17 protein-coding genes are annotated in these 21,554 nt (G+C 44.3%); 12 read left to right on the top strand and 5 right to left on the bottom strand.

Annotated features, from left to right (window positions below):
- Nucleotides 1-227: 227 nt before the first annotated feature.
- From A4U59_RS11510 to A4U59_RS11535, 6 genes are all read left to right on the top strand, one after another.
- Nucleotides 228-815, top strand: a complete 588-nt coding sequence (locus tag A4U59_RS11510) for an SLATT domain-containing protein (RefSeq protein ID WP_066173577.1) — start codon at nucleotides 228-230, stop codon at nucleotides 813-815.
- Between the two features lie 4 nt (nucleotides 816-819).
- Nucleotides 820-2,193, top strand: coding sequence for a reverse transcriptase domain-containing protein (locus A4U59_RS11515; RefSeq protein ID WP_066173580.1), 1,374 nt, complete (start codon nucleotides 820-822; stop codon nucleotides 2,191-2,193).
- A 243-nt stretch (nucleotides 2,194-2,436) separates the two neighbouring features.
- A complete protein-coding gene (locus A4U59_RS11520) occupies nucleotides 2,437-3,966 on the top strand; it encodes a type I restriction-modification system subunit M (RefSeq protein WP_066173586.1) in 1,530 nt (509 codons plus the stop codon).
- Nucleotides 3,967-5,211, top strand: a complete 1,245-nt coding sequence (locus tag A4U59_RS11525; protein WP_066173589.1) for a restriction endonuclease subunit S — start codon at nucleotides 3,967-3,969, stop codon at nucleotides 5,209-5,211. It begins immediately after the preceding gene.
- A gap of 38 nt (nucleotides 5,212-5,249) precedes the next feature.
- On the top strand, nucleotides 5,250-8,351 hold the full coding sequence (locus A4U59_RS11530) for a type I restriction endonuclease subunit R (protein ID WP_066173590.1): 3,102 nt from the start codon (nucleotides 5,250-5,252) through the stop codon (nucleotides 8,349-8,351).
- A 12-nt stretch (nucleotides 8,352-8,363) separates the two neighbouring features.
- Nucleotides 8,364-9,089, top strand: coding sequence for a M48 family metallopeptidase (locus tag A4U59_RS11535; RefSeq protein WP_066173593.1), 726 nt, complete (start codon nucleotides 8,364-8,366; stop codon nucleotides 9,087-9,089).
- Nucleotides 9,090-9,170: 81 nt separating this feature from the next.
- Here A4U59_RS11535 and A4U59_RS11540 read toward each other — a convergent pair whose 3' ends face one another.
- Together A4U59_RS11540 and A4U59_RS11545 are read right to left on the bottom strand one after the other, a co-directional pair.
- Nucleotides 9,171-9,599: a hypothetical protein gene (locus tag A4U59_RS11540; protein ID WP_066173598.1), complete on the bottom strand. Its 429-nt coding sequence runs from the start codon at nucleotides 9,597-9,599 to the stop codon at nucleotides 9,171-9,173.
- A 106-nt stretch (nucleotides 9,600-9,705) separates the two neighbouring features.
- Nucleotides 9,706-10,356 (bottom strand): SDR family oxidoreductase, encoded by a 651-nt coding sequence (locus A4U59_RS11545; protein ID WP_066173600.1) that lies wholly within the window; start codon nucleotides 10,354-10,356, stop codon nucleotides 9,706-9,708.
- Between the two features lie 453 nt (nucleotides 10,357-10,809).
- Between A4U59_RS11545 and A4U59_RS11550 the strand changes: the two genes are divergently transcribed.
- The 3 genes from A4U59_RS11550 (at nucleotide 10,810) to tatC (ending at nucleotide 13,635) form a co-directional block, all read left to right on the top strand.
- Nucleotides 10,810-12,453: a PhoX family protein gene (locus A4U59_RS11550; protein ID WP_066173603.1), complete on the top strand. Its 1,644-nt coding sequence runs from the start codon at nucleotides 10,810-10,812 to the stop codon at nucleotides 12,451-12,453.
- A gap of 173 nt (nucleotides 12,454-12,626) precedes the next feature.
- Nucleotides 12,627-12,842: a twin-arginine translocase TatA/TatE family subunit gene (locus A4U59_RS11555; protein WP_066173606.1), complete on the top strand. Its 216-nt coding sequence runs from the start codon at nucleotides 12,627-12,629 to the stop codon at nucleotides 12,840-12,842.
- A gap of 64 nt (nucleotides 12,843-12,906) precedes the next feature.
- Complete coding sequence (gene tatC, locus A4U59_RS11560; RefSeq protein WP_066173609.1) at nucleotides 12,907-13,635, top strand: twin-arginine translocase subunit TatC; 729 nt, start codon at nucleotides 12,907-12,909, stop codon at nucleotides 13,633-13,635.
- Nucleotides 13,636-13,728: 93 nt separating this feature from the next.
- On the opposite strand, the gene ilvA is transcribed toward tatC, so the two are convergent.
- Nucleotides 13,729-14,937 carry a threonine ammonia-lyase gene (gene ilvA / locus A4U59_RS11565; protein ID WP_066173612.1) on the bottom strand — a complete coding sequence of 403 codons (1,209 nt, stop codon included), beginning with the start codon at nucleotides 14,935-14,937 and terminating at the stop codon, nucleotides 13,729-13,731.
- Between the two features lie 141 nt (nucleotides 14,938-15,078).
- On the opposite strand from ilvA, the gene A4U59_RS11570 reads away from it, so the two are divergent.
- From A4U59_RS11570 to A4U59_RS11580, 3 genes are all read left to right on the top strand, one after another.
- Complete coding sequence (locus tag A4U59_RS11570; RefSeq protein WP_066173615.1) at nucleotides 15,079-15,531, top strand: hypothetical protein; 453 nt, start codon at nucleotides 15,079-15,081, stop codon at nucleotides 15,529-15,531.
- 604 nt (nucleotides 15,532-16,135) lie between these two features.
- Nucleotides 16,136-17,002 carry a class I SAM-dependent methyltransferase gene (locus A4U59_RS11575; protein ID WP_066173619.1) on the top strand — a complete coding sequence of 289 codons (867 nt, stop codon included), beginning with the start codon at nucleotides 16,136-16,138 and terminating at the stop codon, nucleotides 17,000-17,002.
- A gap of 108 nt (nucleotides 17,003-17,110) precedes the next feature.
- Nucleotides 17,111-18,028, top strand: a complete 918-nt coding sequence (locus A4U59_RS11580) for a hypothetical protein (RefSeq protein ID WP_066173622.1) — start codon at nucleotides 17,111-17,113, stop codon at nucleotides 18,026-18,028.
- 51 nt (nucleotides 18,029-18,079) lie between these two features.
- On the opposite strand, the gene A4U59_RS11585 is transcribed toward A4U59_RS11580, so the two are convergent.
- Entirely contained in the window at nucleotides 18,080-19,033 is a 954-nt protein-coding gene (locus A4U59_RS11585) for an aminoglycoside phosphotransferase family protein (RefSeq protein WP_066173625.1), read from the bottom strand.
- 179 nt (nucleotides 19,034-19,212) lie between these two features.
- Nucleotides 19,213-20,706, bottom strand: a complete 1,494-nt coding sequence (locus tag A4U59_RS11590; RefSeq protein ID WP_066173628.1) for a multicopper oxidase family protein — start codon at nucleotides 20,704-20,706, stop codon at nucleotides 19,213-19,215.
- Nucleotides 20,707-21,554: the final 848 nt, after the last annotated feature.

Consider the following 21,554-nt stretch of genomic DNA (forward strand, 5'->3'; position numbering starts at 1 on the left):
GTGATTAAATAAAGAGTCTTTGTACGTGATTGATTGCCTGCAGTTTAAAATTATCCTTTATTTGACAACCTCTTATAATTGTGCGACTTTATAATTAGACAGGGGACTTTCTATTCGACCTTATATTAATAAGGTAAGCTAATTTCTTAAGCGCAAGGATTCTCTAAGAGAATATAAACTATTCAACTTTTTGGAGTCCCTTGTCACAATAATTAGGAGATTTAATAATGAATAATAATCTGAAAGAAGAAATTATATCATTAATGAATGATAGGGTTTGGATAACCAAAAAAGCTCGGATGGAAGCAGAAGCACGAATGAATCGCAATCATCTGTTCACCCAGTTATTAGTCAATTATTATACGTTTGTAGTTTTGGGGTTCTCAATATGGACTCTAGTTTCAAATAACAATGCTGTATCGTTATTAACTGTGATTGCGTCAGTTGGCCTTTTTGGAGTTTCAATATTTGTAAGTGCAATAGGATATAGGGAAAAAGCACTTCAGTTTAAAGAATCCTACTTAAAATTAAACGTTCTAGAGTTTAATTTAAAAAATTTGCTTAGGAAAGATCTCGATGATAAAAATACTACTGAAGAACTTACAAAATATGAAAAAGACTACTCCGAAATACTTACTAAATCTGAAAATCATATGGATATTGATTATATTAAAGTATTAATAAAGCACAATAAAAAAATAACTAATAGTGAATCATTGAAATATTATAGTAATAAATTAATATACTATAGTTTAGTGCTTACGTTAATAGTGGCTCCAATAATTTTGTTAATATTATATTTAGGAGGTATTTAGAAAGTTGTCTGCGAGTACTGAATTCAGAAAATTCTACTCTGTTAAGCAGCTAGAGCAGGTAGTTGATCTACATATAAAATCAAATTCTGCATTAGGTATTGATAAAATGACTTATAAACATTTTATTGAAAATCAGAAAGAGGTAACTTCTTTAATAAATAAAAAGGTATTAAACGGTACATACAAGTTTACACCGTATAAGGAAAAACTGATATTGAAATCAAGGCATTCAATTCCGAGACTAATTTCAATTCCTACTTTAAGAGATAAGCTAGTTTTAAAATCATTGCATCTGGTACTAACCAATACTTTTAGTGAGATTAAACAACCTTTACCACAGCAATGTATTCAAGAATTAAAAACTAATATAAATGATTACAGTAACTTTATAAAGTTAGATATTTCAAATTTTTATGGAGCCATAAAGCATGGAATTTTATTTGAAAAATTAAAGAAGAAAATAAAAAAAGCTGAAATATTGTCATTAATAAATAGAGCAATAACTACACAAACTGTGTCTAATGGCGAGTCTTCGACAAATAAGGAAATTATAACCCAGGGAGTTCCACAAGGTTTATCTATTTCTAATATATTAGCTAATATTTATTTACACGATTTAGATTTAAAATTCAGTAATAGAAATGATTTTAAGTATATTAGATATGTTGATGACATAGTTATTTTATGTACAGATGATAATTTAGAAACAGTATATAATGAAGTGAAGTATGAACTTGAAGGGATTTATAGCCTCCCATTAAATGTTGATAAGGAGAAAAAAGGGGTAATTAATCGTGATGGATTTGACTTTTTAGGTTATGCTTTTAAAGGGTCAAGTAAAGGGGTTACTAAGTTATCTGTTAAAGAAGCAAATAAAAAACGGTTCGAAAATTCTATAGTAAAGATCTTTGCTAAATATAAACATTCAGATAATATGTCTAAGGAACAATTTATCTTCACTGTCAATAATAAAGTTACTGGCTCAATCAGTAGTAAAATTAATGGTGATGAAAATAGAGAATTTAAATACGGGTGGTTATTCTACTTTTCCCAGCTCGAAGATACTGGATTTTTATACCATTTAGATTGGTTTGTCGGGGAGTTATTGAGGAAGTTTCATCTAGGTCATATTGACGAAACAAAAATTAAAAGTTTTGTGAAAGCTTTTTATGAAATAAAGTACAATGTTAAAGAAAGTGATTACCTTCACAGGCCTGATATTCTAACTGTTGAGGAGAGAAGAGATCTTTTAAATAATACTTTTAATGTCCCTATATATCACCTTCAAACTACAAATTCAGTTGAAAAACTTTACAGGAAATTAGTGTACAAGCCTATTATAGAATACGAAAAAGATATTCATAGTATAATCTCATAAAAAAGTTGCCTTCCCTAAATGTATTGGGTTACAGGCAGCTTTTTGTGATGGACCCTATTTTCCATTATAAATTAATAATTGCAGGATCAGCGGGAATGTAAAGTGTCCTAAAAAACGTATACTAAAATGATATAATTTATAATGTTACAATCAAAATGTTGATTCGAGTAAATAAGTAACATAATAGATAGAAAATAACTGGTTACTATGCTAACAAGTGAACCAACAGGGAGGAACCAAAAAATGACCGAACAAACAACCCAGGACAAAATCAACGGCGTGCTCTGGCAAGCTGCGGACACTTTTAGAGGGAAGATTGATTCATCCACATATAAGGATTATATCTTAACGATGCTATTTATTAAATATCTAAGTGATACATATAAGGAACATTTAGAAGAATATAAAGAGCGGTATGATGGTGATGAACGCCGGATCGAGCGGGCGTTATCAAGGGAGCGCTTCATTCTAGACGAGAAATCCACTTTTGATTATCTATACAGCAAGCGCAATGACCCGGAAATCGGTGAAATCATCAACAAAGCATTGGAACGAATTGAAAATGAGAACACCGGCAAGCTTCGTGGTGTTTTCCGCAATATTGATTTCAATAATGAATCCATTCTCGGCAAGGCTAAAGAACGGAATGCTATTCTGCGTTCGTTATTAGAAGATTTTAATAAACTGTCCCTTCGTCCATCCCAAATCGGTAACGAAGACGTTGTCGGCAACGCTTACCAATATATGATCGGCCAGTTTGCTTCTGATGCTGGAAAAAAAGGTGGCGAATTCTATACGCCAAACGAAGTTTCTGAATTATTGGCCCGTCTTGTTAAGCCTCAGGAAAACGACCGGATTTATGACCCGACATGTGGATCTGGTTCTTTACTTATCAAAGTGGCCCAGCAGGTGCCAAGCCGTAAAGTCGCGATTTACGGTCAGGAACGCAATGGCGCAACCCATTCCCTGGCACTTATGAACATGTACCTGCATGGCATTGATGATGCAAAAATCGAATGGGGCGATACGCTGGCGAATCCACTTCATCTTGATGATGGCAAGCTGATGAAGTTCCAGGCAGTCGTAGCCAATCCCCCATTTTCCCTCGATAAATGGGCAATGGGCTTTGCCGGTGAAGGGACAAACGATAAAAAGTTCAAAATGGATGCAAGCCTTGATCCCCATCGCCGGTTTGAGTGGGGTGTCCCGCCGACATCAAAGGGGGATTACGCATTCGTTCAGCATATGCTTTATTCGCTTGCCGAAAACGGCCGGATGGCAACAATTCTTCCACATGGCGTATTATTTCGTGGAGCCAGCGAAGGAAAAATACGTAAGCAAATCATTGATATGAACCTACTTGATGCAGTCATTGGGTTGCCTGAAGGCTTATTTTTTGGAACTGGAATTCCGGCTGCTATTCTTGTGTTGAAAAAAGATCGGAAGAATAAAGATGTTCTCTTTATCGATGGTTCTGGAGAAGGGAACTATTTGAAAGGCAAAAACCAGAACAAATTGAGAGAGCAGGATATTGAGAAGGTTGTTGAAACGTATGAGAAACGTGAGACGGTTGATAAGTACTCCTATGTAGCGACTCTGGATGAAATTAAGGAGAATGACTATAACTTGAACATTCCTCGGTATGTGGATACATTTGAAGAGGAAGAACCGGTGGATATGGATGCGGTGAAGGAGAATATTAGGGACATTAAGAAGGAACTTGAGGAAGTGGAAGCGCAGATGGAGAAGTATTTGGAAGAGTTGGGGTTGTAGGTGATACTAGTGGAACGGCAAGACATAAATAAAAGTAATATTCCTGAGGACTGGGAAGTTAAAAAAATTGATTTGATTAGTGAAGCAGTATTTGCGGGAGGCACACCAAGTACAAGAAACAATGAGTTTTGGAATGGTGATATTCCGTGGATGAGTTCTGGAGAAATCAATAATAAAATGATTTGGGATACAGAAAAAAGAATCACTAAAAAGGGATTTGAGTCATCAAGTACTAGATGGGTAGCAGAGAATTCTGTTTTAATTGCACTTGCTGGGCAAGGAAAAACAAGAGGGACTGTCGCTCTGAATAAGATTAAGCTATGTACGAATCAGTCTTTGGCAGCGATTGTTACTGGCGCTAATCTCAACTCCATGTTCTTATTTCATAATTTAGACAGTCGGTACGATGAATTAAGAAGATTATCAACTGGTGATGGTGGAAGAGGTGGACTGAATTTACAAATAATCAAAAATATAAAAGTCAAGATTCCGCCCATAAAGGAACAACAAAAAATTGCCACCATCCTCTCCACCTGGGACAAAGCAATCGAACTAAAAGAAAAACTAATTGAGCAGAAAAAAGAGCAGAAAAAAGGGTTAATGCAGAAGTTGTTGACGGGTGAAATGAGGTTGCCCGGTTTTAAAAAAGAATGGAAAAAAGTAAAACTAAGAGATATTGTTGTGGGAAAAGGCAAATATGGTCTTAATGCTCCATCAGTTGAAAAAGATTCCACATATCCTACTTATTTAAGGATCACAGACATTAGCAATGATGGGCATTTGTCTACTGATGGTCTACAGTCAGTTAATCACCCTGATTCAAATAACTATTATTTACAAGAAAATGATATTGTTTTTGCGAGGACGGGTGCTTCTACTGGTAGATCCTATTTGTATGATAAATCAGATGGAGAGTTAGTATATGCAGGCTTTTTAATTAGGTTCAAAATTGATGACACCAAGGCGGTGCCTTCTTATATAAAATTCTGCACACAAACACAAAGTTATTATTACTGGGTAAAAGTAATGAGTATGAGAAGTGGACAACCTGGTATAAATGCAGAAGAGTATGGACAACTACCTATTCTGCTTCCATCAATTGAAGAACAGTTAAAAATTTCTAAAATCTTTAATAGTATTGATAGAGAAGTACTTTTATTGGCAAAAGAAATTAATGCATTAAAGCAACAAAAAAAAGGCCTCATGCAACAACTACTAACTGGCAAAACCCGAGTAAAGGTCTAACGCCTTTACTCTTTTCTACTTAAAAGGGAGATGGGAACATGCACGGGGGAAAAAATTACGACGAACGCTACATCAGCCAAATCCCGGCCCTCGACGTCTTACAAAAACTGGGTTATCACTACTTGTCACCAGAACAGGCCGAACAAATCCGCGGCAACACCTATAATGTTCTGCTGACAACCATCCTTGAAGACAAGCTCCGGGAACTCAATTCCTACGAATACAAAGGACAGATATACAAGTTCAGCGAAACAAACATCCAGCAGGCGATCCGCGATTTGGACGAACCACTGACGAACGGGCTTGTGAAAACAAACGAAGCCATCTACGAAACGCTCATGAAGGGGCGCACGTATACGGAGTTTTTACCGGACGGGTCGAAAAAGTCGTTCACCATCCAGTTCATCGACTGGGATAATATTGAAAACAACACCTTCCATGTTGTCGAGGAGTTTGAAGTGGAGCGGATGGACGGGCGCGGGACGGTGCGGCCGGATGTGGTGCTGTTTGTGAACGGCATTCCGTTTGTGGTGATCGAATGCAAGAAGGCTTCGATTTCGATGGAGCAGGGGATCAGCCAGATGATCCGCAATCAGGGTAAGGATTATGCACCGCATTTGTTCAAATATGTACACCTGGTCATGTCGACGAATAAAAATGAGACGAAGTATGCGACGTGCAATACGCCGAAGAAGTTCTGGTCGGTGTGGAAGGAAGAGAAAGAGGACTGGCTGCAATCGTGGCTGGACCGGTCGGTGGAAGGCCGGCTGCCGACGATGCAGGATAAGAATATCATTTCGCTGTTTCATCCGGAGCGGCTGCTGGAGCTGACGCATTACTTTACGCTGTTCGATAAAGATGTGAAAAAGGTGGCGCGCTACCAGCAGTATTTTGCCATCAAGGAAATCATTAAGACGATTGACGAAAAGGATGAGAACGGCAACCGCCAGAGCGGGGTCATCTGGCATACGCAGGGGTCGGGCAAGTCACTGACGATGGTGATGCTGGCGAAGTATATTTTATCCGAGCTGTTCGAGTCCAATCCGAAGGTGGTTGTCGTGACCGATCGGGTGGAGCTTGACAAGCAGATCCATAAGACGTTCAGCCATACGAGGCTGAAGGCGAGCCGGGCGACGTCCGGGAGCCATCTCGTCGACTTGATCAACGATAACAACGCTGATATCGTGACGTCACTCCTCCATAAGTTCGATACCGCCGCAACGAAGCAGGAGCCGGTCGAGTCGAGCGATATTTTCGTACTCGTCGATGAATCACACAGAACGCAGTACGGCGAGCTTCATATCAAGATGAAAAAGGTTTTCCCGAATGCCTGTTATCTAGGCTTCACTGGAACTCCGCTCATGAAGAAAGAAAAGAACACGATGATCAAGTTCGGTAAGCTCATCCATAAATATACGATTGCTGACGGCGTGCAGGACCGGGCGATTGTGCCGCTTTTATATGAAGGGAAGATGGTCGACCAGACGGTGAACCAGAAGGCGATCGATAACCGCCTTGATATGATCACCCGCCATCTGAATGAGAAGCAGAAAGAGGAAGTGGCGAAAAAGTGGAGCCTGTTTGAGCGGATTGCTTCATCGAACCAGCGCATCAGCATGATCGCCTTCGATATCAACGAGCATTTTCTGCACAACTATAAAACGCAGGGCAGCAATTTCAAGGCGATGCTTGCGACCAACAGCAAAATCGAGGCGATCCGCTATCTCGAGGCGTTCGAGGAACTCGGCGACCTGAATACCGCCATCGTCATCTCACCTCCCGACCAGCGCGAAGGCCATGAAGCGGTCGACGTGGAATCGAAGGACAAAGTGCAGCGGTTCTGGAAGCGGATGATGGACAGGTACCAGACGCCAGAGAAGTATGAGGATGCGATCAAGGACGAGTTCATCAACGGCGATGACATCGACTTGCTGATTGTCGTCGATAAGCTGTTGACGGGCTTTGACGCACCAAGGGCAACGGTCCTTTACATCGACAAGCCGATGAAAGAACATACTTTGCTCCAGGCGATCGCGAGGGTGAACCGCCTGTATGAAGGGAAGGATTACGGCTTCATCATCGACTACCGCGGCTTGCTGGAAAAGCTTGACCAGGCGATGAACATGTACTCCGGCGCCGGGTTGGAGAATTTTGACCCGAACGATTTAAGCGGCGCCATTTATGATGTCATCAGTGTGATCGGGTCGCTTCGGCAGCATCATTCCGAGCTGAAGCAAATGTTTGCAGGCATTAAAAATAAAAACGATGTCGAAGAATATGAAGTATTGCTTGAAGACGAAGAACTGCGCGAAGACTTTTATGATGCCTTAAGCAGCCACGGCAAAAATCTCGGCATCGCGCTTGAATCTGAGAAAATCTATAATGCGTTGCCGCCGGAAGAGCTTGAGCAGTACAAGAAAGAGTTGAAGTTTTACCAGGAGCTGCGGAAAAACGTGAAGCTCCGCTATTCGGATACGATCGATCATAAAGAGTACGAAGCGAAAATGCAGATGCTGATGGATAACTACATTTCAGCTGAACAGGTCATCCGTGTTACGAATCCGGTCGATATTTTAAATGAACAGGCGTTTGAAGATGAGCTTGAGCGGCTTGGTTCCAAACGGGCCAAAGCCGACGCGATCCGCACGCGCCTTTCGAAAAGCGTGAGTGCTAAGTGGGATGAAAATCCGGCGTATTACAAGAAGTTTTCGGAACGGATCCAGGCGGCCCTGCAGGAGTACAAGGATAAGCGGATTTCGGAAGCGGAGTACTTGAACAAGATGAAAGACATCATGCAAGATTACCGGAAAGGCGAGTCTGCCGACGACTATCCGAAGGTCATCAAGGAAAACCCGAATGCCCAGGCGTTCTATGGTGTTGCAAAAGAGATTTTAAGCGAAACGAAGGAGCAGGAGGCAAGCTACGATACGCTTGGCGAGCTGGCACTGGAAATCGATAAAGTCATCAATGAGCACCAAAAAGTCGACTGGCACAACAACATCGAAATCCATAACCGGATCGCCCAGGACCTTGACGACTTGCTGTTCAAGTTTTCCGACGACCACAACATCGAACTCGATTTCGACACGATCGACAAACTGATCGAACAAGTGAAAACCGTTGCCTTACGACGATACTAAGGGTGTGACAACATGGAAAGACACCAGATTCAATACGGAAACAAAACGATCGACTTCTCCCTGCAGCGGAAAAACGTCAAGAACGTGAACCTCAACATAAAGCCGGACATGACCGTTGAAGTGTCCGCCAGCAAAGAGGTCCCACTGAACTTTATATACGATTTTGTGAAAAGCAAAGGCTCCTGGATCATCAAACACGTGAAGAACTTCGAGGACGTCCAGTCCTACAAACAAAGTGAGCGGGAGTATGTGAGCGGCGAATCGTTCAAATACCTCGGGAAGCAATACCGGCTTCGCGTGCAGGAGACGGAGGAAGAGGAATCGGTTAAGTACTTCCGCGGTTTTATTTACCTTTATGTGAAGGATGCAGGGGATTACAGCCGGAAGGCGAAGCTGATGGAGGATTGGTACAGGGAAAAGGCCCGGAGTGCTTTTGGAAAGTCCCTGGATAAGATGCATCCGCTTGTCGAGAAATATGGGGTTGAAAAGCCTGCGATTGATATGCGCACGATGAAAGCGCGCTGGGGCTCGGCCCTGGTGGACAAGAAGACGGTGCTCTTGAATACGGATTTGATCAAGGCACCGAAGTTTTGCATTGATTATGTTGTGCTGCATGAGCTGATTCATTTTAAGTTTAATGATCATAGCGAGAGTTTTTATAAGATGCTGTATGCGCTGATGCCGGATTGGGAGAGGCGGAAGGCGATTTTGGATGAAGAGGTTGTGCGGGAGTTGTGAGGATGAAGAATTAGGAGGGACGAAGGGACAGGAACATTGTCCCGAATATAGAGGTGGGACACGGAACCTGACCCTCCACCTTCATACTTCCGTTTTCAACGCCCCGAGAATGACACGTTGTAAGTAAGGAGTCATATCCCTTAACTGGTCGGCGTCATAAACCCCTGCATAATGCTGGACAATCAAACCGTCTACGAAAGCGACGAGCAAAGAGGCCCCATGGTTCGAGTGAAGGACAGGATATGCCTTGTCCTGGTCCAGTTCCGCCAGCTTCACCTGAAGATGGCCGACCATTTTTTTGAACGATTTGGTGAAAGATCCTTGATCAATGTCACCACTTTCATAACGGGTCAAGACGCGTTTGAGCTTATCCATATTCCGAACATTATATTCCCACGAATCATATAAAAACTGTTCAATGAAATCCTCAACGGTCACACTTTCATTGCCCTTGACGGCTTGCACATAGTCATCCTCCAGCTGGCTTAATAGGGCGTTTCTATGATCCATCAAGAATGACCTCCTTTCCCGTTTCCCCCTTTCCCTAATTGTGTATTTTACAATCGTTTCCGCGCCCGGCTTTTTAAAACTGGGACAAGGAACCTGTCCCTACATCTCAAAGAGCCTTTATCGCTTCCTCAACCGGCTTCGACCCCTTCACAACTTGAAACTCCTTCCCGATTGTCGTGTCATTTTCCAGGCAGGCGACAATGACGCGTGCAACGTCCTCTCTAGGGATTTTATCCCGATTCACTTCAGGAGCAGCCGTTACCTGGCCGGTTCCCTCATCGTTTGTGAGCCCGCCTGGATGGATAATCGTATAGTCCAGATCCGTGCGCCTCAGCCATTCGTCTGCATAAAATTTAGCGACGACATATGGCGCAAAAGAGGAGGAAGCGGCCAGGATGGCTTCACGCCTCGTGTCAAAAGAACTGATCATGATAAACCGACTCACACCTGCAGCTTTAGCAGCTTCGATTGTCTTCACAGCACCATCCAAATCAATCATAATCGTTTTATCTTTTCCGGTGTGGGGACCGGACCCGGCTGTGAATACAATTGCGTCGACTCCTTCTGCCGCTTTTGCAATCGTCTCAATATCATCTTCCAGGTCCACTACAACGGTTTCAGCGCCCAGCTTTTCAAAAAAGGAAGCCTGTTCCGGGTTGCGTATCATCGCCCTTGCTTCCAGGCGGTCATTGTCCTGTATGAAAGAAACGAGGTGCTTTCCGATCTGGCCATTTGCTCCGACAACTAAAACTTTCATTTTGTCATCCTTTCTAATTCATATTGGTCAAATATTCGGCTTTTCTATCTCCTAACTAGTGACTTCTACAAAACTCTCTCTATCCCTCCAATAGTATGGGATGGTTGTTGCTGATCCCTTTTCTAGTAAGTGCCTGTCACTTGTCGAATAACCTTGTTTATCGAAAATCTCTTACTTTTCAACTGCATGGGAAAAGTAAGGGGTTTTTTATATGAGAATCGGTCACTCTCAGGATATGGGACAAGGGACCTGTCCCTCTGTAAAAAATTAACTTTCTTTTCATAAAACTTTCACTACTATTAACACCGTCTTAATGATGGATTAATAGTTTCATCCTATGATTGGTTTGTCAAAAGGTTTCCGGTGAAGGGCAGGCCCCGTTTTACTATCTGGATACATAAGTGCCGGACCGGAACTGGAAACCGTCAATTTATGAAAAGGGAGAGGATCGATTTGGATCGTCGCAGGTTTTTGACATATGTGGGGAGTGGAACAGCAGCGCTTGTGGCAGCATCTTCGGGATTGGATGCATTAACCGGCAAGGCAAATGCGATGGAGGCAAATCATTTGATGTACGGTAAGCCGGAGGGCCAGGGCAAGCCGTTGACAGCGCCGTTTAAGCCAGTGAGCCGCAGCTGGGAAAATGAACTGGTTCTCCCGAATGGATATCATTACAACATCATTGCTTCTTACGGGGATGTCATCAACTCGAAAGGGGACAAATTCGGGGACTCGGCAGACTTGACCGTGTATTTGCCAATTGATGCACTTGAAGGCGGAAATCACTCCGAAGAAGGGTTGATTTGGATCAATCATGAGTTCCCTGAACCGGAAAACTATATGAAAATGCTTGGCATCAATCTGGATACGTTTGACGTTTCCAACCTGAAAAACTACCCGCAACTGCTGAAAATGGAAAAAGAGGCGGTTGGCGGCTCTGTCATCCATGTGCGGAAGGAACAAGGCAAGTGGAAAATGGTCAAAGACGATGAATACAACAGGCGGGTTGATGCGACCACACCAATAAAATTGACAGGTCCGGCTGCTGGAAGCAGTGCGGTCAAAGGCGCAAAACAGGTGGAAGGGACGCTCGGGAACTGCAGCGGCGGGCTTACGCTCTGGAATACGGTTCTTTCCTGCGAAGAAAACACCTTCTACGGAGAAGACTATGGCTGGCCGGACTTTACAGATGAGCATTACGGCTGGGTCGTGGAAGTCGATCCGTTTGATCCGAAAAAACCTGTCCGCAAACATACTGCACTCGGGCGCTTTGCCCATGAAAACACGGCGATGGGATTGACGAAGGATGGAAAAGTCGTCGTGTATATGGGTGATGACAAACGTGATGAATTTTTCTTCAAATTTGTAAGCGATAAAAAGTTCAACAAAACGAACCGAGAAGCAAATTTCGATATTCTGGAAAAGGGAACATTGTATGCAGCCGATCTTGGAAAGCAGAAGTGGATCGCTCTTGATTACAATACGAATGAAAAACTGCAAAACTATGAAAAAGGCGGGGAAACGTTCTTCAAGTCACAGGCGGATGTCCTCACGTTTGCCCGCGAAGCGGCACGTGCAGCAGGTGCGACACCGCTTGACCGTCCGGAGGATGTTGAAATCCACCCGAAAGACGGCAGTGTATTCCTGTCACTTACAAATAACTCAAACCACGGAAACTTTTATGGACAGATCGTCCGCTTCGTGCCAAGCGGCAACGACCATGGAAGCGAATATTTCACATTCCAGATTTTCGTTGCAGGCGGACGTGAGAGCGGCATCACATGCCCGGACAACCTTCACTTTGACAGTAACGGAAACTTGTGGGTTGTGGAAGATTTCAGCGCAACGGAAGATAACGTCTATTCCGACTATAAAAATTGCGGCGTATTCATGATTCCGACTGACGGGAAAAATTACGGAGAACCGTTCCAATTTGCTTCCGGCCCAAAGGGATGCGAGGTTACCGGTCCATGGCTGACGCCTGATGAGCGCACGCTTTTCCTGGATGTGCAGCATCCGGAAACGTGGAACAGCTACCCGGGACAGAATTTCGGCCGTTCTTGCCTTGTGGCAGTCCAGGGCGGGACGTTCCGCTAAAATAAACAGGCGTTCAAGCAGGTATGTAAAGGCAGAAAGTGCTTCGTTCCAACACCGCTGGCGCCTGGAAGGAGTTCACCTTTTGATTTGCCCATCATGCCAAAAAGTGGATAGCCCATTTTGAATAATCGCAAACTGGGACAAGGGACCTGTCCCTGAAAGGAGGTCTACCCATGCTGCAAAATATCGGAGTACCGGGGCTCATTCTCATACTTGTCATTGCCCTGATCATTTTCGGGCCCTCAAAGCTGCCTGAAATTGGCCGCGCATTCGGCTCAACTTTGAAAGAGTTCAAAAAGTCTACCCGTGAGCTGGTTTCCGACGACCAGCCGGTAAAGGATGCGCCTGCTTCAGAGGAAGAGAAAGAAAAAGAAAAAGTGATACAGTAAGAAAAATCGGGATGCGGGCGCGGTTTTGCGCGTGCATCTTCTTTTTGAATGAAAGGTGATCTGGATGGAAAGCCAAGATATGCATCTGATTGGTCATTTGGAAGACTTGCGTAAAAGGATTATCATCACGCTCGCCACATTTATCGTGCTGCTTATTCTTGCCTTCGTTTATGTTAAGCCGATCTATCAGTGGTTAATGGGGAATTTGCCGGTTGAGCTCGCGGTAATAGGGCCCGGTGAAATCGTATGGATTTATTTGATGCTCGCAACTGTTGTTGCCGCAGCTGGAACGATTCCAATAGCGGCCCACCAGCTATGGATTTTTATCAGGCCTGCTTTGACGGCTGAAGAAAGGGCAGTTTCGCTCGCCTACATTCCGGCTCTATTTATCCTATTTGTCATGGGAATCAGCTTCGGTTATTTTTTCATCTTCCCGATTGTGTTCAACTTTCTGTTGTCCCTATCCGAAGAAATGTTCACGACGCTCTTTACCGTGGAGAAGTACTTTCGCTTTTTACTTCACATGACCCTCCCATTCGGCTTTTTATTTGAGATGCCCGTCGTGATCATGTTCCTGACCAGCTTAGGGATCTTAAACCCATACAAGCTTCAGCAAATCAGAAAATACGCATACTTTGCACTAATCGTCACAGCCGTATTGATCACCCCGCCCGACTTCCTATCGGACATCCTGGTCGTCGTGCCACTGCTGCTGCTGTATGAAGTAAGCATCCTCCTATCAAAAATGGTCTATCGCCGAAAAAACGACAGGTGCCAGTCACTTGTCGAATAATCGCAGGAAAACGACAGGTACCAGTCACTTGTCGAATTATAGGAAGCCCTTGCTTTTCAACTGAAAAGCAAGGGTTTTTAAGGTGTGTGACAATCACATTTTTTTAGCAAAATGGTACCCGTTTTCTTTCAATGCTTTTTCAATATCCTCAATATGGGACTGGTCCCTTGTCTCTAGCGACAGCTCAATCTCACTCTGTCCAGGTGCTACATTCATCCCGATCCGGTGATGCTGGATTGAAATGACATTTGCCCGTTGTTCCGCAATGATGTCCAGGATATCACGCAAAAAGCCGGGTTTGTCGGTGACAAGGGTGGAGAGGGTGACGAAACGTCCAGCTTCGGCAAGCCCGAATTCAATAATCCGCGGAATGAAGTTGATGTCGACGTTCCCGCCGCTGATGATTGGCACCACTTTCCGGTGCTTGATCGGAAGCTTTTGATAGATAAGGGCCGCCAGCGATACAGCGCCTGATCCCTCTGCGATTATTTTGCTTCTTTCCAGTAAGGAGAGCATAGTCCGTGCAATTTCCAGTTCATCGACTGTCACAATGTCATCGACATACTGTTCAGTAATCTCATACGTGAGTTTGCCCGGATGTTTCACAGCAATGCCATCCGCAATCGTAGGAAACGCTGAAGCGGCAACCGGCTTCTTTTCATGGAGGGACGCGACCATGCCGGGATATGCTTCCGTCTGCACGCCATAAACCGTTATCGCGGGGTTAACAGATTTTACAGCCGCCGCCACACCCGCAATCAATCCGCCCCCGCCGATCGGGCAGATGACGGCATCGGCATCCGGCACTTGTTCCAGTATTTCCAGCCCGATCGTCCCCTGTCCGGCAATGACGGCTTCATCGTCAAACGCATGAATAAATGCTGCGCCGGTTTGGCGTTGCTGCTGGAGCGCAAATTCCAGCGCTTCATCAAATGTGTCCCCGTGCAGAATGACCTCTGATCCGTACTGTTTTGTTGCCTGCACTTTTGCCAGCGGAGCTCCTTCCGGCATGACAATCGTGCTTTTGATACCGGCCAACGTTGCCGCAAGGGATACACCCTGGGCATGATTTCCTGCAGAAGCGGCAATGACTCCATGCCCCTTTTCGTCCTCTGTCAGCGATGCAATTTTGTTATATGCTCCCCTCACTTTAAAAGAGCCGGTTTTCTGGAGGTTTTCCAGTTTTAGATACACATCGTTTTCAGCGAGCTGGGAATAGGTTCTCGATGATTCGACAGGTGTTTGGTGGATGACATCAGCCAGCCTGTTTCTTGCTGCTTCTATTTTATCCAGATTCACCATCCGATCACTCCTTCTTCATACTGTTCATAGTTTGGCCAAACGACTTTGTTTTCAACGTTTTTCGAAGTATAGAAAAACAAAAACACCGTATGTATGCTGGCAATGGAACAGAATGAAAGATTCAAATAGGAGGGTCCCAAAATGAAAAGGTGTAAAATCTGCAGAAAAAAGCCGCGGATTGAAAGGCGGGTAAACAGCAAAGGCGTCTTGTTTTGCTCGGATGATTGTTATGAGGAATACGAAGACTTGCACGATGATATGGATCATCCGTATATCGATGATTATGAGGCGGTCCGATTTGAATATATCGAGTGGATGAAACGATATGAAGATGATTTGTATAAATACTGGCTGTATGGCTTTCCCCGTAAAAAGGACCTGATTGAGAAAATCGATGACTTGATCGATGAATTCTATGATTATTACAGACTGGAAGGCGCTGACGGTGTGTTTTCTGAAGAAATTTACAACTATCTGCTTGCTATTGAGGAACTGAAAGAGGTAATTGCGGAGTGGGAAGCTGATGCTAAAGAACTGAAGAAGCGGCGAAAAGAGCTGGAAAGAAAGCGGAGGGAAGCGCTTTTGGATGAGTAGAGCCTCTGTTTGCCTTTCGCTGCAACTTACTCAGTTGCAACATCATATTTTGCAAAAAAGACTGAACAGCAGTGTTTGAACGATTATTGTTCGAACTAATCAAAAACGGCAACAGAGGTTTCTCTTCATAAATATCTTAAAGGCGCAGAAATTTTATTTTAAGCTAAACCAGCTGGCTAAATAAGAAAATACCCGGGACATCTGTTCACGTGCAAATTGATTGTAGCGAAAGGGGCTCGACTCCGACGGGAGCAGCGGGACAGGTGAGACCCCGCAAGAGCGCCAGCGATGAGGAGGCTCACCGCCCGCCCCGCGGAAAGCGAGCCCCTGCAGCGGAAATCAACTTTCCGTTCAAACGTGCAAGGGTTGAAGATCCCTTATTCCACATTCCGGTCTTTTAGAGGAATAGGAACAACGTTTTTATTGCTAATCTAGATCATCTGAGCGCATCAATGGTTCCATTCTTTTCTGTTTGCTTTGTAGGCGAATGATCAACAACAAACTTCAACTAAAAAAATTAACAAAACCTTCGAACGCTTTTAAAGCATTTACGATTGCGGGATGTAGAATAAGAAGCAGAAGAAAGAAATCGGGGGTGAAACAAATGAAAATAGTGGGTGATAGCAGTCTGAACATAAAGCTGTTAAAACAGATATCCTCCAAACCGCCTCTCTTTGCAAAAGGGGAGCCGCTATTCTGGAATGATCCCCATATTTCAAAGCAGATGCTGGAGGCGCATTTGCATCCTGATTGGGAAGCGGCGAGCAAGCAGCACGCAACAATCGATCAGGAAGTGGAATGGCTGACAGAATATCTGAACCTGCAGCAAAGGGACAGGGTGCTGGATTTAGGCTGCGGGCCGGGATTATACAGCAGGAGATTCCACCAGAAAGGGCTTGATGTGACCGGCATTGATTACTCGCAGAACTCCATTGCCTATGCGAAAAAGGATGCGGAGGCGAAAAGCTTTTCCATCGAGTATATTTATCAGGATTACCTCAAAATTGATTATGAGGAAGCGTTTGATGCAATCTTTTTAATCTATTATGATATCGGTGCTTTGACGAATGCGGAACGGGATTTATTGCTGGAAAAGGTGCATCGGGCTTTAAAGCCTGGCGGTTCATTTGTTTTCGATGTAATCAGCAGTCATCCCCGCAACGTGAAACCGCTACAGAGCAGCTTCCGTATCCATGAAACAGGATTTTGGAGAGACGGTTGCCATATGGAGCTGGCGGAAACGTTTCATTATCCGGAGGAAGATACATTTTTGGACCAGACGATTATCGTTGATGAGATTGGAGACACAAAGTTATATAGGGTTTGGGAACACCAGTATTCAGAAGAGACGATACGCCCTGTTTTGGAGGAAAAAGGATTTAAGATTGAGAGTCTTTGGGATGGCCTTGCCGGAAATGAAATTAGTGGAGACGCCAGGGCACTGGGTATTGTGGCAAGGAAAGACGAATGATACATTAGGACGGTATCCTGCTGATCAGACAGGGAACCGTCTTTTTTAAAACGCAAATAATGAAACTTTTCCGTCAAAAATACGTACTGATTACATGAGGGGGGAGTTATGAAGTACGTAAAAATCATTGTCGTCGCCGTATTAGCAATCAGTTTATTGATAAATATCCGCCTGATGCTAAGCATGGATGAGATGAAAAACAGGGTGGATCAGATATCCAATAACCAGATGCAGCTTATGAACAACATAAGCAGCCAAACAAGCACTGTCAGTATGATGCTGGATGATTTCAAAAAGGAACAAAGCTGGATCACCCCGATCCGCATGGATATGAAGGGGGAAGACCCGGCCGGGGGTTCGGCTCTGGTGAACTTTGAGTGGCAAATAAAAGAGCTGCCGCAAAATGCTGAGGTCGTTTTCCATTACAAAATTGGGGAAGAGCAGGAGTATCGTTCCGTTCCTGCCACTGCAGCTGAAGAAGGATTATTTCAAGTAAGCTTTCCTGTCGATGTCGAAATAGAGCCGGAGTGGTTTTTCTATACGACCATCTCAGATGGCGGTAATATGGCAGAAGAAGAAGCGAGGAGTATAAATCAAGAGATGAGAAAGGCGGATACGGAACGTAACCAGATTTCCTATTATGTCACCTCATCCAGCGGCGAAATGGTGAAAAGCAGCGAAGTCGAAGCAGCCCATCTTGGTGAAATCGGAACGAGGTATTACGGGGCATTGGATGTCAACGTTCACCTTGAGCGCAATGGGTATAATGTTTCGGTTGCTGTCGTAAAAGATGATAGTAAGGCTGAGCTTGAAAAAGCGACGCTGATTATCTATAAGGACGGGAAAGCGACCGGAAAAGAAGAACTTGTTTCCAATAAAGAAGAGGAGAGCGCTGGCCAGCCAGCAGGCGCTCCCACTGTTTTTCACCGCAAATCACCGAATGGAAAAATGGACTTCACGCGGCTGGTTTTGGAAGTGGCGTATAGCAATGGTGAAACGTTCAGGAAAGAGATTTATACAAAGTAATGACAAGGACGGCTCTTCGCTTCAGGAGTAAGCGAACGGCCGTCCCTGTTTTTATTTTTCCATCTGCTGCATAATCGCCCGGCAGTCATTTTTGATTTCTTCGGCCCATCCGGCTGGTATTGTTTCTCTGTTTATGAGTGCCAGCATCGTCGCAATATCCGCAATTTTTGACAGCGTGAGCCACTCCGCTGGCAGAGGTTCTTTCGCTTTTGAGTTATAGCCGGCTTCAAATTTTTTATATACCTCCTCGTTATCGTACTTTATCTGCTTTCTGGCTCGTAATAATTTTCCGATATCGCTGTAAGGAGGGCCTGCATAACAATATTCGAAATCGATAAACCAGGCCGAACCCTTCTTGTCGATCAATATATTAGACGGGTTGAAATCACCGTGCACAAAAACATTTTTCTCATCAATCGCTTTTACCATATTGCGGTTGCTATCGACGAAATCCAGCAATTGCGCCGTGAATTTTTCACCCAAATGTTTCCCTGTAAAACCGTTCAGATAAAATTCATACTGTTGATGAAAAGGCATTACCGCTTGTTTAACTTCCAAGCGATCATCAAGCAGAGCAATTAGGGGATACTCGCGGTTATGCAATAAGCCCAGCATTCTGCCGATTTCATACGCAGCAGCTGCGGGGAATTCATTCTGTTCTTTGATATAACAATCCAACGTTTTGCCGTTAATGAATTGGAAGATTGCGTAATTTTCGTTCAAACCTGTTCCGGACCTGGAGTAGTGAATGTCTGGCACTTGAATGACGGTCCGGGCATATTTGTATGCTGAAATTTCTTTGCTGCTGTGATTATTGCTGCCCGGATAAATTTTTAATAAAGAGGGTCCTTTATTCGTTAAGACTTCATAGTTGCTTGTGCTCATCCCAGTCGTAATCGGTTTTATTTTTTTAACGTGCAGTTGACCATCATAATCGCTGAAAATACGCTGCACTTTATCTGAATCTATGGATATGTGTTCATACAGCCTCTTTGTATCGGCCATTGCAGTCCTCCTTCCGTTTTCTGGCGACTTCATTACCTATAGACTTCATTACCTATACTATACAATTATAATGTTACCTCTTGATAGAAAAAACGCACATGCGGATGAAAAAATGAACTAACCGCCTGCCCCGGTACTTTGAACCCGGGCAGGCGGTTTCTGTGTTCCTCATATAATGATTACTCCACCTTGAACTGTCCCATCATCCCCGCATCCTCATGCTCAAGAATGTGGCAGTGATACATGAACAATCCTGGATGCTTAAAAGTGGCAATGACCCTGATGGTTTCCCTTGGATAAACGAGAAATGTATCCTTCCAGCCGGCTTCATTTGCCGGCGGCGGAGTGCCGTTGCGTTCGAGCAGCTGGAACTGGGCGCCGTGGGCATGGAAAGGGTGCGCCATCCCGCCCATCATGCCGCCCATTCCGCCGCTTTCGGTTGTGATTTCCCAGATTTCCGTCGAATTCAGGTCCAGGTACTCATCGATCCGGTCCATATCCATTTGTTTGCCGTTGATGTTGACATTCCGGCCCATTCCCTGCATGACAAATTTTCTCGCTTTGCCAGCTTTGTACGGATCAATTTTTTTAATTGGAGCCAGTGTGGCAGGAAGGCTGTGATCCTTACTGTTTTGTTCTGTCACTTTGAACTTCATCACTTCGGCCCCCTGATGGATCAATTCCACCGTTTCGCCTTCATCATAGTCACTGAAGTCGACAACGATTTCAGCCCGTTCTCCCGGGCTTATTAACAGCCCGTTCATTTCCACCGGATTTTCAAGCAATCCGCCATCACTGGCTATTTGATGAAAACGCTGGTTACTGCTCAAGAATAGCTCATAGATCCTGGCGTTTGAACCGTTTAAAACCCGCAGGCGCATTTTTCCTTTCGGCACTTCAAGGAACGGGTTGATGGCACCGTTGACCAGGATGGTTCCGCCCTGCATTCCCATCATGACATCGTGCATACTTAATCGGTATTCAAAGCGTCCGTTCGCATCGAGTTTTTTATCCTGAATGACGAGCGGGACATCGTTGACTCCGTATTCATTTGGTATATTCAGGCTGTCGGAGACATCATCGTCGATATAAAACAAGCCGGCAAGGCCTTTATAAACGTGTTCACCTGTTTTATGCATCAGGTGCGGATGGTACCAGAGTGTGGCAGCGGGCTGGTCGATGGTGAAACGCGGATTCCATGTTCCGCCTGCCTTGATGATTGAGTGCGGCCCGCCGTCATATTCGCCGCTCACCTCAAGACCGTGCCAGTGGACAGTGGTGTCTTCATTCAGGTCATTGTTGACCTCGATGGAAACATCGTCCCCTTTTCTCACCCGGATCACCGGACCAAGATAGTCGCCGTTATATCCGAACGTTTCTGTCGCTTTTCCCTGGATGAATTCTGTCTTGCCCATCTGTGCGTTCAAGTGGAACTCGGCCTTATTCGGCACTTTGCTTTTATTTTCTAATAATGGGGGGATTGGTAAACGGATTTCTCCGGTCAATGCCGATTCATTCACGCTATTGACAGCAGGTCCGTTTCCCATGCCTGTGCCCATGTTCCCGTTGTCATTGAATCTGCTGATGCCAAAAGGGATCATTGAAACAGCGGCTAACCCGGCTGCTCCTTTTAACGATCTAGAAAGGAATGTTCTTCTATCATATTTCTTCATCGTAACCTTCCTCTTGAAAGATATTTTTTATAAGTAATGATTAAAAAGCTATATTACCGTAGCAATAGTAATATAGCATAGGATTGTGCAGAAAGTATGCATGTTTTGGATGGCGGGTGAGCGTTCCCTTTTTCGCGCAGGGAGCCCGTTTTTTGGAACGAATAGCTGGATGCGTTCCCTTTTTTGCGCAGGGAGCCCGTTTTTTGGAACGAATAGCCGTATGCGTTCCCTTTTTCGAGAAGCGAGCCCGTTTTTGGGAACGAATAGCTGGATGCGTTCCCTTTTTTGCGCAGGGAGCCCGTTTTTTGGAACGAATAGCCGTATGCGTTCCCTTTTTCGCGGAGCGAACTCATTTTTTGGAACGAATAGCCGTGGCGCTCTTGCTGAGTCTTCCCTGTTCGCTACTCCCGCAGGACATTGATTAAGCTTCCTTGAACTGACACCGCACGAAGAAAATTGGTTTTTATTTTCGAGGAGCGAAAGCGACGAGGAGCTCACCGCCCGCCCAGCGGAAAGCGAGCCCCTGAAGCGGAAATCAACTCGTCGTTCCAAAGTGCAATTTTCTTCGAACAGATTATTTAACAAACTTATTATGCTATATAGTACTGAAATGGGATAACTAGTGTAAACGGCTATTTTATATAGATGGAAAATCCAGCAGAGTGCAAGCGCATATTGCCGTTGAACAGCCATATATCGTTTTTTGGACTCATGGTATCCTCAAGAAAAATATGGTATATTAAATCCGATAACGCTTCAGAGGGGGGATTTTCAAAACGCATGCTGGAAGTCACTCGGCAAAGATACTTTTTACAGTAAAACGAAACCGGTTTCGACGATTCCCAGCT

Origin of the sequence: Bacillus marinisedimentorum, assembly GCF_001644195.2 — a bacterium.
Lineage (GTDB): Bacteria > Bacillota > Bacilli > Bacillales > Bacillaceae_O > Bacillus_BL > Bacillus_BL marinisedimentorum.